Source organism: Luteolibacter flavescens (genome assembly GCF_025950085.1).
GTDB classification, from domain to species: domain Bacteria; phylum Verrucomicrobiota; class Verrucomicrobiia; order Verrucomicrobiales; family Akkermansiaceae; genus Haloferula; species Haloferula flavescens.
The window spans coordinates 52599-66732 of record NZ_JAPDDS010000018.1; the positions used below are offsets into that span (position 1 = coordinate 52599).

At 65.3% G+C, this 14134-nt stretch carries 15 protein-coding genes; 5 read left to right on the top strand and 10 right to left on the bottom strand.

Annotation, left to right across the window (positions count from 1 at the left end; genetic code table 11):
• Positions 1 to 59: 59 nt before the first annotated feature.
• Both rph and leuA read right to left on the bottom strand, forming a co-directional pair.
• A complete protein-coding gene (rph, locus tag OKA04_RS22325) occupies positions 60 to 845 on the bottom strand; it encodes a ribonuclease PH (RefSeq protein ID WP_264503441.1) in 786 nt (261 codons plus the stop codon).
• An 81-nt stretch (positions 846 to 926) separates the two neighbouring features.
• Positions 927 to 2612, bottom strand: a complete 1686-nt coding sequence (leuA, locus tag OKA04_RS22330) for a 2-isopropylmalate synthase (RefSeq protein ID WP_264503442.1) — start codon at positions 2610 to 2612, stop codon at positions 927 to 929.
• A 312-nt stretch (positions 2613 to 2924) separates the two neighbouring features.
• Between leuA and OKA04_RS22335 the strand changes: the two genes are divergently transcribed.
• Positions 2925 to 3635 carry a TPM domain-containing protein gene (locus OKA04_RS22335; protein ID WP_264503443.1) on the top strand — a complete coding sequence of 237 codons (711 nt, stop codon included), beginning with the start codon at positions 2925 to 2927 and terminating at the stop codon, positions 3633 to 3635.
• On the opposite strand, the gene OKA04_RS22340 is transcribed toward OKA04_RS22335, so the two are convergent.
• On the bottom strand, positions 3595 to 4224 hold the full coding sequence (locus OKA04_RS22340) for a DUF2062 domain-containing protein (RefSeq protein WP_264503444.1): 630 nt from the start codon (positions 4222 to 4224) through the stop codon (positions 3595 to 3597). The genes OKA04_RS22335 and OKA04_RS22340 overlap by 41 nt on opposite strands.
• Before the next feature lie 71 nt (positions 4225 to 4295).
• Between OKA04_RS22340 and OKA04_RS22345 the strand changes: the two genes are divergently transcribed.
• From OKA04_RS22345 to OKA04_RS22355, 3 genes are all read left to right on the top strand, one after another.
• A complete protein-coding gene (locus OKA04_RS22345) occupies positions 4296 to 5255 on the top strand; it encodes an undecaprenyl-diphosphate phosphatase (protein WP_264503445.1) in 960 nt (319 codons plus the stop codon).
• A 77-nt stretch (positions 5256 to 5332) separates the two neighbouring features.
• Positions 5333 to 5992, top strand: coding sequence for a murein hydrolase activator EnvC family protein (locus tag OKA04_RS22350; RefSeq protein WP_264503446.1), 660 nt, complete (start codon positions 5333 to 5335; stop codon positions 5990 to 5992).
• Positions 5993 to 5999: 7 nt separating this feature from the next.
• Positions 6000 to 6644: a thermonuclease family protein gene (locus OKA04_RS22355; protein WP_264503447.1), complete on the top strand. Its 645-nt coding sequence runs from the start codon at positions 6000 to 6002 to the stop codon at positions 6642 to 6644.
• A gap of 9 nt (positions 6645 to 6653) precedes the next feature.
• On the opposite strand, the gene OKA04_RS22360 is transcribed toward OKA04_RS22355, so the two are convergent.
• From OKA04_RS22360 to OKA04_RS22380, 5 genes are all read right to left on the bottom strand, one after another.
• Complete coding sequence (locus OKA04_RS22360; RefSeq protein ID WP_264503448.1) at positions 6654 to 7046, bottom strand: (deoxy)nucleoside triphosphate pyrophosphohydrolase; 393 nt, start codon at positions 7044 to 7046, stop codon at positions 6654 to 6656.
• Positions 7043 to 7765, bottom strand: a complete 723-nt coding sequence (locus OKA04_RS22365) for a metallophosphoesterase family protein (RefSeq protein ID WP_264503449.1) — start codon at positions 7763 to 7765, stop codon at positions 7043 to 7045. The genes OKA04_RS22360 and OKA04_RS22365 overlap by 4 nt, the downstream gene beginning before the upstream one ends.
• A gap of 63 nt (positions 7766 to 7828) precedes the next feature.
• A complete protein-coding gene (locus tag OKA04_RS22370) occupies positions 7829 to 8785 on the bottom strand; it encodes a hypothetical protein (protein WP_264503450.1) in 957 nt (318 codons plus the stop codon).
• Position 8786: 1 nt separating this feature from the next.
• Positions 8787 to 9701 (bottom strand): ABC transporter permease subunit, encoded by a 915-nt coding sequence (locus tag OKA04_RS22375; protein ID WP_264503451.1) that lies wholly within the window; start codon positions 9699 to 9701, stop codon positions 8787 to 8789.
• Positions 9702 to 9710: 9 nt separating this feature from the next.
• Positions 9711 to 10568 (bottom strand): ABC transporter ATP-binding protein, encoded by an 858-nt coding sequence (locus tag OKA04_RS22380; protein ID WP_264503452.1) that lies wholly within the window; start codon positions 10566 to 10568, stop codon positions 9711 to 9713.
• Between the two features lie 124 nt (positions 10569 to 10692).
• Here OKA04_RS22380 and OKA04_RS22385 point away from each other — a divergent pair, with 124 nt between their 5' ends.
• Positions 10693 to 11520, top strand: a complete 828-nt coding sequence (locus OKA04_RS22385) for a hypothetical protein (protein ID WP_264503453.1) — start codon at positions 10693 to 10695, stop codon at positions 11518 to 11520.
• 1058 nt (positions 11521 to 12578) lie between these two features.
• On the opposite strand, the gene OKA04_RS22390 is transcribed toward OKA04_RS22385, so the two are convergent.
• Positions 12579 to 13283 carry a Bax inhibitor-1/YccA family protein gene (locus OKA04_RS22390; RefSeq protein WP_264503454.1) on the bottom strand — a complete coding sequence of 235 codons (705 nt, stop codon included), beginning with the start codon at positions 13281 to 13283 and terminating at the stop codon, positions 12579 to 12581.
• A gap of 73 nt (positions 13284 to 13356) precedes the next feature.
• Entirely contained in the window at positions 13357 to 14124 is a 768-nt protein-coding gene (gene fdhD, locus OKA04_RS22395) for a formate dehydrogenase accessory sulfurtransferase FdhD (protein ID WP_264503455.1), read from the bottom strand.
• Positions 14125 to 14134 lie beyond the last annotated feature (10 nt).

The following is a 14134-nucleotide window of genomic DNA, read 5'->3' on the forward strand; positions in this document are numbered from 1 at the left end:
ACCGGAACCAAATTAGTTCCGGCGCAAGCCGCTGCAAGGACAAAGAAGGCCCTGTCAAATCATCTTCCAAAAGTCGCCGCCAGCGAGGCCAGCGCGTCGCCGCTCGGGCGGTCCGCCTCGAGGATCGCCTTCTTTTGAAGAGCGACCAATTCGGCGGATCCCTTCGTCGCCAGCTCCAGCATCGCGCTCATCTCGGCACCGGTGAAAACCGCTTCCTCGCCGCTGCCCTGCACCTCGACGAATTCGCCGGTCTCGGTCGTCACGACATTGAAATCCACCGAGGCACCCTTGTCCTCGATGTAGTCCAGATCCAGCACCGGCTGGCCATTCACCACGCCGGCGGAGATGGCGGACACCAGCTTCGTCAGCGGGAAGGTCTTCAGCTTGCCTGCGGACATCAGCTTGTTCAGGGCGATCGCCAGCGCGACGCAGCCGCCGGTGATCGAGGCGGTGCGGGTGCCGCCGTCCGCCTGCAGCACGTCGCAATCGATCCAGATGGTCCGCTGTCCCAGCTTCGAGAGATCCGTCACGGCGCGGAGGGCGCGGCCGATCAGCCGCTGGATCTCCGAGGAGCGTCCGTCCAGCTTGCCGCGCGAGATATCGCGGTCCTTCCGCTCCAGAGTGGAGTAGGGGAGCATGCTGTACTCCGCGGTCAGCCAGCCGCCTTCCACGCGCTGCATCTTCATCCAGCGCGGCACGTCCTCATCGATGGTCGCCGCGCAGATCACGCGGGTGTTTCCAAAGGAAACGAGCACCGAGCCCGCCGCATGCGGGGCCACGTGGGGGATGAAGGAAATCGGGCGCAGTTGATCCGGCTGGCGGCCGTCGTGGCGGGCGGAAGACATGGTGCAGAGTGAAGGAAACCCCCGCATCCATGGCAAGTGGGGATGAACCCCGATCGCCCGCCACGACAATGAATCCGCCGGTCAGGCCCGCAGCAGGTTCCACCCGGTGACCAGTGCCTTCAGGCCGGCCATCTCGATGGAGGGATCGATGCCGCAGCCCCAGAGGATGCGGCCATCGTCATGCTGCACCTGCACGTAGGCGGCGGCGCTGGCGTCCGAGCCGCCGCGGACGGCGTGCGAACGGTAGTCCGTCACCTTGAAGTCCTTCATGCCGGAGGCCTGCATCGCCTGGACGAAGGCATTGATCGGGCCGTTGCCGAGGCCGTGGATCTTCCGCTCCTCGCCGTAGAGGCCGATGGTGGCGGTGCAGGCCACCTGCCCACGCTCCGTGGTGTGGTGGAAGAGCTCGTAGTCCTTCACGGACAGCGGCTGCTCCACATTGGCAAAGAGGCGGTAGAAGGCGTCGCGGATCTCGTCCGCGGTCAGCTCGCGGCCCAGCTCGTCCGCCAGGTCGTAGATGCGCTTGCCCACCTGCGGGTGCATCGTCTTCGGCAGGTCGAGGCCGTGCTCGCGGTCGAGGATGTAGGCGATGCCGCCCTTCCCGGACTGGGAGTTGATGCGGATGATGGCCTCGTAGGAGCGGCCGATGTCCTGCGGGTCGATGGTCAGGTAGGGCACGCCCCACGCGAGATCCGGCGCGGCCTGCACCTCCTTTTCACGGCGGTCGAGGCCCTTCTTGATGGCGTCCTGGTGGGAGCCGGAGAAGGCGGTGAAGACCAGCTCGCCCGCATACGGGTGGCGCTCGCCCACGGTCATGCGCGTCACCTTTTCGTACACCTGGCGCAGCGAGGTCAGGTCGGAGAAGTCCAGCCCGGTCTCGATGCCGTGGCCGTTCATGTTTAGCGCCACATTGATGATGTCCAGGTTGCCGGTGCGCTCGCCATTGCCGAAGAGCGTGCCTTCCACGCGGTCCGCGCCGGCCATCAGGCCCAGCTCGGTGGCGGCGGTGCCGGTGCCGCGGTCATTGTGCGTGTGCAGGGAGACGATCAGCGACTCGCGGTTCTTCAGGTGGCGGCACATCCACTCGATCATGTCGGCGTGGATGTTCGGCGTGGTCCACTGGACGGTGTCCGGCAGATTGACGATCATCTTCTTCTCCGGCGTCGGCTCCCAGACGTCGATGACCGCGTTGCAGATCTCCGCGGCGAAATCCAACTCCGTGTCGGAAAAGGACTCCGGCGAATACTGCAGGATCACCTCGGTCTGGGGGATGGTCGGTGCCAGTTCCTTCACCAGCTTCGCGCCGTCGATGGCGAGCTGCCTGATGTCCTCGCGCGAGGCATCGCTGAAGGTCACGCGGCGCTGCAGCGGCGAGGTGGAGTTGTAGATGTGGACGATGGCCTTCTTCGCCCCGGCGATGGCCTCGAAGGAGCGGCGGATCAGGTGCTCGCGGGTCTGCACCAGGATCTGGATCGTCACGTCCTCCGGGATGCGGTTTTCCTCGATCAGGCGGCGGCAGAAGGTGAATTCCGTATCCGCGGCCGAGGGGAAGCCGATCTCGATCTGCTTGAAGCCCACCCGGCAGAGCACGTCGAAGAACTCGAGCTTCTCCTCCACCGACATCGGCTGCGGGAGGGCCTGGTTGCCATCGCGGAGGTCCACCGAGCACCAGATCGGCGCGGTGGTGATGATCTGGTCCGGCCAGGTGCGGTCCGGCAGTTGGACCGGCGGGAAGGGCCGGTATTTCGAGATCGAGGCGGTTTTCACGGGAAAAAAAGAGAGAATGAGTCTGAAAGGAAAAGGGGCGCCGCAGGAAAAATTGCAGCAGCCAAGGGACGGCGGTAGGAAAAAGGAAATGCTCAGCGGGTGGCCAGTCCTAGAAGGAGCGGCCGCAGCTCAAGAAGCCCGCGGAGATTCGTCGTCACGCCGCGGACGCTGGCGCGGCAGGCCCGGCCTGTCGAGGGGAAAGACGGGACGGCGAGCTTGTCAGCCACCGTATCCTTGGGAATGGTAGGCGGGGTGAGGGGACTGTGCGTTGCGCTGTTGTGGCTGATTGCGGGGTGGCTCCATGCCCAGGAGATGACGGGCCGCTTCGTCGCGCCGCCGCTGCCTGCGGACGGGATTCTCGATGAGGCGCGGATGTTCGTGCGGAATCCGGAGCAGCAGAAGAAGATCGCGACCGTCCTCGCGGCGCTGGAGGAGAAGCACGGCTATCCTTTCTACTTCGTCCTCTATGATTCGCTCTTCGGCCTGAGCGTCGGCGAGCGGGCGCACGCGCTGCGCGAGGCGTGGCTGGGCGACTCCCCCGGACTGGTGCTGGTGCTGGAGACGGACAGCCGGATCTTCCGGTTCAGCCAGACGCCCTACCAGCAGGATGAGGTGCCGGCGGACTTGAAGCTGCCCCTGACCGGGCCGAAGGAGATCGGCCCCACTGATCTCGCGGAAATCGGCACCGCCATTGAGGGCAGCCTGAGCCGGTCCGCCTCGACCGAGGAATATGCCGAGAATCTGGCCATCGGGCTCGCGACGGGGATCTCGAAGGTCTTCGACGCCCGCGCGGCGGTCCCCGAAGGCTCGACGAAAAGCCGCGTGATCCTGCTGGCGGTGGGCTTCGGCGCGGCGGTCGGGCTCGTCGCCCTGCTGGTGGTCGCCGGCCTGAAGCGTGCGGAAGCCCGCTCTCTGGAGCGCTTCGTTTTTCCGAAGGCCACGGTCGGCATCCGGCTCGGTGCGCCCTTCGGCGGGGGGAAGGTCAGCTCCCGGAGCTTCGGGAACCGCGAGGAGGGACGATAGCCCTCGCCCGCTGCGGCAGCTTGGGAAGCTTCGGCAGGTGGTGCGGCATGATCGCCGAGAAAAGGTGGACGATCGGGAAGGCGAGCAGCGCCGCGATGATGCCCGAGAGCAGCACGCCGACCATGAAGGTGGCCGCATTCACCACCCCGAGGTGCGGGATGTGGAAGGTCCCGGCGAATTCCGGCGGCGCGAGGCTGAAGAGATCCTGCACCTGATTGCCCAGCCAGAGCTGGGCGACCCAGATCGGGACATTCGTCACGGGATTGGAAAGCCAGGTGACCGCCACGGCGAAGGGGATGTTTCCCTTCATCCGCATCGCAGCAATGGCCGCGAAGAGCGACTGGGGGATCAACGGGATGACCCCGAAGAAGAGCCCTATCGCCAAGCCGATGGCCACCGTGTCGCGGCAGGGCTTCCACAGGCGACGTTCGAAGATCGGCTGCGTCAACTTCCGCCACCAGACGCGGTGGCGCAGCTTGGGGTGGCGCAGAGCCCGATAGGCGCGCCTGACCAGCCAGAGATACTTTTGCTTCATACCGCGGTGGATCGCGCCCGATCCATCCGCCGGGCTGCCGGACTTTCCCTCCACCTCGACGATCAGGCAACCGTAAATCCCTTGCCGGGGCGGATCTTGGCCTACAAGGTCCGCGCCACTCCCTCATGAACTGGTGGCAAGCTCTCATCCTCGGCATCATCGAGGGACTCACTGAATACCTCCCCGTCAGCTCCACCGGCCACCTCATCGTGGCACAGCGGATGATGGGCATCGGCATTGATGCGGACCCTTTTCAGGCCGCCCTTGAGAACGAAGCGGCCAATTGCTTCGCGATCTGCGTGCAAGGCGGCGCGATCCTGGCCGTGGCGGGTCTCTACTGGCCGCGCGTGCGCCAGATGATCCTCGGGCTCTTCGGGAAGGACAAGGAGGGCCTGAAGCTGGTCCTCGCACTGATCTGCGCTTTCATGCCCGCCGCTGTGATCGGCCTGCTCGCCAATGACTGGATCGAGGCGAAACTGTTTCATTTCAAGTGGGTCGCCATCGCCTGGTTCGTCGGCGGCCTGGGCATCCTCGGCGTGGCCCGCTGGATGAAGAAGGGCGGTGGATCCAAGGGCGTGGAACTCGCCGAGATCACCATAAAGATGGCGCTGGTCATCGGATTCGCCCAGTGCATCGCCATGTGGCCGGGCACCTCCCGCAGCCTGATGACCATCATCGGGGCGCTTTTCATCGGCTTGCGCCTCAGTGCGGCGGTGGAGTTTTCCTTCCTGCTCGGTCTCCTGACCCTCGGAGCCGCCACGGCGAAGAAGGCTGTCTGGGGTGTCGATCTCGCCGAGAAGTGGCAGCACCTGCCCGGCTACGAGACCCAAGTGGCCCTCCACGCGGTTGCGGAAAAATACGACCAGAAGCTCGGTGGTGCCCAGCTCATGTGGGACACGTATGGCCTCGTCCCCCTCGCGGTCGGCGTCATCGCCGCGACGATTTCCGCCGCCATCGCGGTGAAGTGGATGGTTTCCTACCTGAACCGCAAGGGGTTGGGAGTCTTCGGCTGGTATCGCATCGCCATCGCCGCCATCGCCGCAGTGCTGATCGGCACGAATACCCTCGGCCTCGGAGCGGGCTGAGCCGCTCCTTCCGGGAGTTGCCCGGTAGGGATCGAATTTCTCTTGCCCGGGGCAGCTTGCGAGCGTGCACTGGCGGGGTGAGCGGAGCGTCACGGAAATCCCTTCTGATCCTGCTGGCCCTGCTCGTGGCCTTGCTGGCCCCTGTCCACGGCCAGCAGCGCACCGCGCGCGTGCCGCTGGCGGATGGCTTTGACTACCCGGTGGGCAAGCCGGATGCGACCGGCTACTACACGGCGCGCGGCTTGCGCCTGCGCCCGCCGGTTCACTTCGGCGAGGACTGGAATGGCCGCGGCGGTGGCGACACCGATTTGGGCGACCCGGTTTACAGCATCGGCGACGGCGTCGTCACCTGGGCCTACGATGTCCGCCAGGGCTGGGGAAATGTCGTGATCATCCGCTACGCCTACCGCGACCCTGCGTCCGGCCAAGTGCGGTTCATCGATGCCCTCTACGGCCACCTGCGGGAAATGATGGTGAAGGTCGGCCAGATCGTGAAGCGCGGCCAGCAGGTCGGCACCATCGGGAACAACCGCGGCATGTACGCCGCGCACCTTCACTTCGAGATCCGCCACAATCTCAGCATCGGCATGCACCGCGAGAGCGTGGCGCGCGACATGACGAACTGGGCGGATCCCACCCAGTTCATCAAGAAGTACCGCCGCCTGAACCGCGACTGGGGCAAGGCCGCCATGCCGCTCGGCACGTACAAGGAATATCAGGGCTTCAAGGGCATCTGACGCGGACATGGCACGACGCCGACCGATGAATCCCTGGCAGTTCGCGGTGCTGCTGGTCTTGGCCGTGGTCGTCACGCTCCTGAAGGAGTGGAAGGAGCCCACCGTCGCTTCCGGGCAGAAAGACCGCCCGAAGACCTCGACCTACGAGGTCATCACCGGCTGCCTCTGGCAGGATCACAAGAGCAACGACGGCGACAGCTTCCACGTCCGCCTGCCGGATGGCCGGGTCGAGCAGGTCCGCCTCTACTACGTGGATGCCCCGGAAAGCCAGCGCCGCACTTACCGCGGCGGCAAGTCGAACCATGAGCGCATCCACCAGCAGGCGCAGGCGCTCGGCCTGACCGATGACCAAGCCGTGGAGATCGGCCAGCGTGCCAAGGCCCGCGTCCACGAGCTTCTCGCCGGCAAGCCCTTCACCCTGCACACCCGCTGGGACGATCCCTTCAACGACCGCCGCTACCATGCCTTCGTCACGCCGGAAGGCGGCGGCCCGTTCCTGGAGGAAACGCTGGTCCGCGAAGGCCTCGTCCGCATTCACACGAGGGGTGCCGAGATGCCCGACGGCACGCCGGTGAAAGCCCGCCTCAAGCGACTGCGTGAGCTGGAGAAAGAGGCGAAGCAGGCCGGGCGCGGTGCCTGGGGGCGCTTCTGAGCGGCGCTCCTATCGAGTGTCCATGGCCCGCCATTCTTCGAGGATGGGGACGTCGGCCTCCGCCCAATCGAGCTCGCCGAGTTCGTCCGGGCCGCACCAGCGGATCTCCGAGTGCTCGTGCGGATGGGGTTGGCCGGAAAGGATGCGGCACAGGAAAGGATGCAGGCGGATGGGGCCGCGGCCGTAGTCCCACACCACGGGCGTGAGGGCGGTGGCGGTCTCCACGCGGATGCCCAGCTCTTCCTCCAGCTCGCGGACCAGTGCGTCAGAGGGGCTTTCGCCGGGCTCGACCTTGCCGCCGGGGAATTCCCACTTGCCGCCGAGGTGCTTGCCCTCCGGGCGCTTGCAGGCCAGCAGGCGGCCCGTGCCATCGAGGATCAGGCCTGCGACGACCTCGATCATCGGCCGTCGGCGAGGCGCTCGGCCAGCATGGAAGGCAGGCCGGCATCGATGATCTTCCGCTGGGTGGTCGCGAGGTCGTACTCCACCCGGCGGAATACGACCAGCTTGTGCTCCAGATCGTAGATCGCGTAGCAGGCGCGCCAGTCGCCGTCGCGGGGCTGGCCCACGGAGCCGGCATTGATGAAATATTTCGAGCCGTCCTCGATCACCACGGAATCCGCGGCCACCTCGGTCACCTTGTCCGTCTTCACATACACCCGCGGGACGTGGGTGTGGCCGTGGAAGCAGACCTGAGTGAACTGGTACGAGAAGTTCGACATCGCGTCGAAGCGGTTCGTCACGTAGTTCCAGTGCGCAGGCTGGTCCAAGGTGCTGTGGACCACGGTGAAGTCCTCCACCTGGCGGACCATGCGGAGGCGGCGCAGCCAGGTGCGCTGCTCGTCGGTGAGCTGTTCGCGGGTCCACTCCAGCGCGGCCGCGGCCACCGGGTTCATGGATTCCAGCGAGTGGGTGCCGGAGGCATCCTCGTCGTGGTTCCCCTTCACCACCGGGCAGTCCATGGCGCGGACTTTTTCCAGGCAGGCGGCGGGGTCTGCATTGTAGCCGACCACGTCGCCGAGGCAGACGTAGTCGGTGCATCCTTGCTCGGCGGCATCGGCCAGCGCAGCCTCGAGGGCTTCGAGGTTGGCATGAATGTCACCAAAGAGAGCGATTCGCATGGGAGACTAGCGGCGGGAGAGGCTTTAGGTGACGGCTCCGTCGGCTGTCGAGTCAAACCCGGTTCAGTGGCCAAGAGTGAGGCGCTGCCGGGCCACTTCCTTCAAACGGATGTAGCTCTTCGGGTCTTCCGGAGAAATGCCCCTGCGGCCTTCCAGGATGCGGATTCCCGTCTCCACGCCCCGCTCGGGCATGCGGTCGACCACGTTGTTCACGTAGTAGTCGCCCAGAATCCGCAGCGCCCTTTCCTCGCTGCCGAAGATGGACAGCGCCAGCGCCGCGGGGTCTTCCGGTTCGTTGGTCTGGTATTCCAGCGTGTAGCACAGCGCCAGCAGGGTTGGCACCCGGTTTTCCTGATGCACCAGCAGGGACCTCACGGCGGCGAGCATCTCGGCGGGATCCTTGCCCGCCCGGGCCTCGGCGAAGAATCGCTGGCGGTGGACGTATGGCGGGGCCTTCCCCGTCGCGACCGCCTTCCGCAGCGCCTCGACCGCGGCCTGATCGTCAGGAAACCGGCGGCCGTCCGTCAAAAGCACGGCATACAGCATCGGCAACTGCCAGTCGCCGGGGTTGTTCGCGATGCCGCGGATGTAGAATTGCCTGCCCTTTTCCACCCACCGGCGCTCCTCGGCCTGCTTGCGGAGCGGCGGCAGATCGGACTCCAGACGATACCACGCGGCGGCATTGTAGGCCATGTGCCAGGCCCCCATGTCCCAGTAGTAGGTGCCCTGGGGCGAGAGCTCCACGGCGGTATTCATCCAGCCTTCCAGATCGGTCCACTCGCATTTGTTGAAGTGGCCGGTCGCCTGGAGCTGGGCAAAGGTCGCCACCAGCGTCCGCAGGCCGGACAGGGCGATTGCCCAGCTATTCTGACCGATTTTCTCACGGGTCGCGATCTCCAGCGGCGGGGAAAGCAGCCCCTGCTGCCGGAAGTCCGCCGTCACCGCCTGCTCCAGCGGCAGGCGCAGCAGTCCCCCGGCGAGGAAGACGGCGGCGGCGATGAGCGGTCGGCGGGATTTCATCTCAGAACTCCTTCTTGGAAAAGACCAGCCAGGACACGAAGAGGTGCATCACGAGGTAGAAGCCCGTCACCCCGCACAGCGTGGCCACCGTCCCGGGCGGGACCTCCATCCCGGAGATGATCTTGTCGATGACGTTGTAGAGCGACATGTCCGGGAAGATGGTCGCCACGGCCAGTCCGGCGAGGCGCTCCATGGCGCTCACCCCCGCGGAGTCGAAGTAAACCTCGCGCGCCGTGGCCTGGAAGTTCCCGATGAAATAGACGATGAAGCCGGTGACCGTCGTGAAGAGCGTGCTGCTGGAGAGGATGGAGAGCAGCAGGGCGGCGGAGGCGATCACCACCGCGCGGAGGAATACCGCGAGCACCGCGACCTGCAGGTCCCAGCCCGGTCCCAGCTTGGCCGTCTCTTCCTTCATAGCCGCGATCTGGTCGGGCGGCCAGCCGATGCGGAGGGCCGAGGCGGTCTGCGCCTCCAGTACCATGTTCGTGCGGATCGTCAGCACCCCCATCATGAGCAAGTCCATGAGCAGCAGCGAGGTGAAGATGAGCAGCACGAGCCCGCCCAGCTTTCCCACCAGGTAGTCCAGCCGCGGTACCGGCTTGGCCAGGATGGTGTAGAGCGTGCGGTCCTCCACGTCCTTCGGGATCAGCAGCGCCGTCGCCACGATCCCGATGACCACGGAGAACATCGTCATGGTCCCGAGGGACAGGTTCCGGATCGAGCGCAGCACTTCCATGCCTTCGAGATTCGGGCGGTCGATGTGCTGGATGTTGAAGAGATTGCTCGCCAGCAGGATGACGGCGAAGATCCCGAGGAAGTAGAAGACCTTCATCCGCACGAGCTGGGTGAAGGTGTGCATCGCGATCACGCCGATGCGGCGTGGATTGAGCGGGCGGTTGGGCGCGGGGCGGTGCATCGGGTCGGGTCAGCGGTCGTCGCGGCGGTTCACGGTTTCTTCCAGGAAAAGGCGCTCCAGAGTGGTCTTTGGCCGGCCGGCGCGCAGCAGCTCCGCTTTGCCGTCGGCCTGGATCTCCGTGGTCAGCCGGGCCAGCAGCTCGGGCGAGGCGTCGCGCAGCACGATCTCCGTCTGGTCGCCGATGGCCAGCAGGTCGTCGATGCGGCCTTCCTTCACCATCTTGCCGCGATGGATGATGCCCACGCGATCGCACACCTCCTGCACCTGCTCCAGCAGGTGAGAGCAGAGGAAGACGGTGATGCCGCGCTTCTTCAGGTCGAAGATGAGGTCGCGGATCTCGCGGGAGCCGACCGGATCGACCCCGGCGGTGGGCTCGTCCAGGATGACCAGCCGCGGCTCCTGGACCAGTGCCTGGGCCAGGCCGATGCGCTGGAGCATGCCCTTCGAGTAGCCGCCGAGCCGCCGGTCGCCCGCGCCCTCGAGGTCCACCAGGTGGAGCAGTTCCTTCACCCGGGCCTCCAGCTTCGCGCCGCGCAGGCCGCAGAGCTTCCCGTAAAAGCGCAGCGTCTCGGTGCCGCTCAGGTGCTTGTAGAAGTAGGGATTCTCCGGCAGGAAGCCGACATCCTGGCGCGAGTCGACCTTCATCGAGTCGTTGCCAAAGATCCGGCACACCCCGGAGTCCGGCTGCACCAGGCCCAGCAGCGCCTTCATGGTGGTGGATTTCCCGGAGCCATTCGGCCCGATGAGCCCGTAGACCTCGCCTGGGGCGATGGTCAGCGACACGTGGTCCACCGCGCGCAGCGGTTCCTTGCGGCCCGCCGGGCGGAAGTCCTTTACCAGATCGGTGATCTCTACGGCAGTTTCCATCGGCGCGCTGAGGATGCTAGAGGGAGAGCGGCGTCGGCAACGTGTTTCGCCCGTCAATCTGGCCGGGATGACTCAAGCGAGTCCTTGTCAAAGTTACGTCTTGGTGCAATTTCGCGACTACCCCATGAAACGAGCACTTCAATTCTGCGGCGCGGCTCTGCTCGCGCTCTTCACGACCTCCTGTTTCGAGCAGGAATCCACCGTCAGCCTGAACAAGGACGGCAGCGGCACCATCACCCAGACCATCCTGATCAGCGCCGAGATGGTGGAAATGGCCGCCCAGAGCGGTCAGGACCCCACCAAGGACATGGTGGACAAGAAGAAGGCCGAGGAGCAGGCCGCCAAGATGGGCGAGGGCGTCACGGTCGAGAAGGTCGAGGCGCTTGAGAAGGGCGGCAAGAAGGGTGCCATCGTCGTTTTCGCCTTCAAGGACATCAACAAGGTGAAGTACAGCTTCAGCGACGCGCTCTCCGGCATGCAGGAGGAAGGCGCGGGCGGCCCGGGCGGCGATGCCCCGGATGCGGATGGCAAGAAGGCCGCGGAAGAGCCGATCAAGTTCACCTACAAGGACGGCGAACTCGTCATGACCGTGCCTCAGGACAAGGCGAAGGACGGCGACAAGAAGGCCGGTGAAGAGGCCAAGGAAGACGACGCCGAAGACCCGATGGCCGCCCAGATGATGGAAATGATGAAGGAGATGTTCAAGGACATGCGCGTCACCTTCAAGCTGGAGATCCCCGGCGGCATCGCCGAGTCGAATGCCAGCCACGTGAGCGGCACCACGGTGACCATCATGGACGTTCCCTTTGGCAAGCTCGTCGGCGACCCGGCGAACATGAAGAAGCTCCAGTCGATGAAGGACGCGAAGCCCGAAGAAGTGGCCGCCGCCTTCAAGGACGTGGAAGGTCTCAAGATCGAGACCAAGGAAGAGATCAAGGTGAAGCTCAAGTAAGCGGCATCCCGATCAACCCGTTGATATTTCAAGGCAGGCCCCGTTCGCGGGGCCTGCTTTTTTCGTCGGGGGTCGGCGGGCGTTTTCGTGAGGATCGTGGTTGGATTGGTGAAACGGCCTGCGCGAAGATATCGACATTTCTACAAGGCCAAAGGCCCGGCCATCCCTCAGCCCGGGCCATCGGCCCGGGAAACGGGTCCGAGGAACGTGGCGGCCTGAAGGGCCGCGATAGGAGGCAGGCCCGCCATATCGAAAAGCGACGATGCCTGCGCGGGATACGGCGATTCAAGCGAGATGCAGGAGGGTGGTTGGGATCGTCTTCTGGAAGGACCGACCTGCCTCCTATCGCGGCCCTTCAGGCCGCCGTCCCGCGTCGATTCTCAAACCCCGGCCAATGGCCGGGGCTGAGGGATGGCCGGGCAGTTGGCCCTGAAAACTCGGTCGCCGGTTGAGGAGCCATCCCGTGGCTCCCGTGATATCACCACCACGACTACGGGCGACCTCTTCAAGTCGTGGCTCCGGCATCTTGCCGGAAGCCTGCCCAAGCCCGGGCATCGCGACCAGGTGGCCTCACGTTTCCGCTCTACAGGGCCAAAGGCCCGGCCATTCCTCAGCCCGGGCCATCGGCCCGGGAAACGGGTCCGAGGAACGGGGCGGCCTGAAGGGCCGCGATACGTGCCAAGGCCCGCCTCATGGGGAGGCGACGATGCCTGCGCGGAATACGGCGGTTCAAGCGAGATGCAGGAGGGTGGTTGGGATCGTTTTCTGGAAGGACCGGCCCGCCTCCTATCGCGGCCCTTCAGGCCGCCGTCCTCGTCGATCCTGAGACCCCGGCCGGTGGCCGGGGCTGAGGGATGGCCGGGCCGTTGGCCCTGAAAACCGAGTCCCTGACGGCGGGCGGCCCCGGTGCTTCCGTGGTGTCACCACCACGACTACGGAGGCAGGGTGGAGTCCGGAAAGTAGGAGGGTATCACGGACAGGTGTAGTCCACGGCTCAAAGAAAAAGGCCGGATGCCACGGGGACATCCGGCCTTGGGAATGAAATGCTTACGATCCGATCAATCGCGGCTCATGAACAACCGGAGCACGTAGTAGAACATGGTCGCGACGCTTGCGAAGAGCGAGAGCGAGGCGGCGACGTGCTGGCCGGGCGAGTAGTGATAGAGCATCGCACTCGTCGTGTAGAGGATCGAGCCTGCCGCCAGGACGATCATGCCGACCGAGAACCAGGTGCCGAGACCGAAGCCGAAGAGGATCGCGGAAACAACCAGACCGATCGCGACGATACCGCCGATTTTCAGCGCACCGCCGAGGAAGGTGAAGTCCTTCTTGGTGGTGAAGGCGATCGCGGTCAGGCCGAGAACGAGGCCGCCGGTGACGACGCCCGCCTTGCCGATGGCCATCGGGTCATAAAGCTTTGCGAAAAGCAGCATCGGCAGGAAGATCGCGGCCTGCGCCACGACGTAGAGGCCGAGACCCAGATACTGGGTGCTCTTCGAGGTGCTGCTGTAGGCCCACTTGTTGGCGATGTAGGAGGCACCCATGAAGGCGCCGAGGACCAGCAACATGTTGAATTTGCCTGAGCTGAGCCAGCCGAAGACGGCTTCCGGCGGGACGATGGCCAGGAGCACCGCCTCAAGCGCGGCGAAGGCGAGGATGGCACCTGCAAGGTGGTAGTAGGTCTTCCGCACGAAGTCCGTCCGCGTTTCCAGCGGCGCCTCCGCCACCGGACCGACGGCATAGGGATTGAAGGAGGAATTCATATGTCGCAGGATGTATGGTCGCCACTTCCCCTCGAATCAAGGTGATTTCGGTGACGGGCAGTCCCAGCGAACCTCAGCGGGCCAGCTTCCCGGCGAAGACGCGGAACTTCGGCGGCCGCAGGAAGGCCACCAGTGCTTGATTCGAGCGCTCGGCGAAATCCACTGCCAGCGAGGAGGGAGCGGAGAGCGCGGCTACCAGCGGGATGCCACCCGCGAGCGCCTTTTGCATGATCTCGAAAGATACGCGTCCGGACACCAATAGGAAACTTTGTGATAAATTCCACCCGGCTTCGACAGCGTGTCCCAGCACCTTGTCCACCGCGTTGTGCCGGCCGATGTCCTCTCGGATCACCTGCGGGTTCCCGTCGGCAGCGAAAATTCCCGCGGCATGTAGTCCTCCCGTGCGGGCGAAGACGGACTGTGCCTCGCGCAGCTTTTCCGGTGCGGCCAGCAGCACCTCCGGGGAAAAGAGCATGCTTTCGGGGAGGGGCGGGCGCTGCGTCGTCACCGCCTCGATGGTCGCCTTCCCGCAGACCCCGCAGGATGAGGCGCTGAAGACGTGGCGCGTCAGCTTCTGCAGATCCACCTCTGCGGAGTCAGCGAGGAAGACCAGCGCGTGATTGTCGCGGGAGTCCGTGTCGATCTTCCGCACATCCTCTCGGGAGCGGATGACGCCCTCCGTCAGCAGGAAGCCGAGCGCGAGGTCCGCATCGTGGCCCGGCGTGCGCATGGTGACCGCGACCGGGTGGCCATCGATCACGATCTGCAGGGGCTCCTCGATCACGACCTGATCGGGAACTTCCGCGCCCTCCGCGTCCGTGGCCATCACGTGCTTGTCCATGCCGGGCTCT

What these genes read in the sequence shown, in the direction of transcription:
- OKA04_RS22345 (WP_264503445.1), top strand. Translation starts at nt 4,296, where the DNA reads ATGAACTGGTGGCAAGCTCTCATCCTCGGCATCATCGAGGGACTCACT.
- OKA04_RS22380 (WP_264503452.1), bottom strand. Translation starts at nt 10,568, where the DNA reads ATGGAAACTGCCGTAGAGATCACCGATCTGGTAAAGGACTTCCGCCCG.
- rph (WP_264503441.1), bottom strand. Translation starts at nt 845, where the DNA reads ATGTCTTCCGCCCGCCACGACGGCCGCCAGCCGGATCAACTGCGCCCG.
- OKA04_RS22365 (WP_264503449.1), bottom strand. Translation starts at nt 7,765, where the DNA reads ATGCGAATCGCTCTCTTTGGTGACATTCATGCCAACCTCGAAGCCCTC.
- OKA04_RS22370 (WP_264503450.1), bottom strand. Translation starts at nt 8,785, where the DNA reads ATGAAATCCCGCCGACCGCTCATCGCCGCCGCCGTCTTCCTCGCCGGG.
- OKA04_RS22360 (WP_264503448.1), bottom strand. Translation starts at nt 7,046, where the DNA reads ATGATCGAGGTCGTCGCAGGCCTGATCCTCGATGGCACGGGCCGCCTG.
- OKA04_RS22390 (WP_264503454.1), bottom strand. Translation starts at nt 13,283, where the DNA reads ATGAATTCCTCCTTCAATCCCTATGCCGTCGGTCCGGTGGCGGAGGCG.
- OKA04_RS22335 (WP_264503443.1), top strand. Translation starts at nt 2,925, where the DNA reads ATGACGGGCCGCTTCGTCGCGCCGCCGCTGCCTGCGGACGGGATTCTC.
- OKA04_RS22355 (WP_264503447.1), top strand. Translation starts at nt 6,000, where the DNA reads ATGGCACGACGCCGACCGATGAATCCCTGGCAGTTCGCGGTGCTGCTG.
- OKA04_RS22375 (WP_264503451.1), bottom strand. Translation starts at nt 9,701, where the DNA reads ATGCACCGCCCCGCGCCCAACCGCCCGCTCAATCCACGCCGCATCGGC.
- fdhD (WP_264503455.1), bottom strand. Translation starts at nt 14,124, where the DNA reads ATGGACAAGCACGTGATGGCCACGGACGCGGAGGGCGCGGAAGTTCCC.
- OKA04_RS22385 (WP_264503453.1), top strand. Translation starts at nt 10,693, where the DNA reads ATGAAACGAGCACTTCAATTCTGCGGCGCGGCTCTGCTCGCGCTCTTC.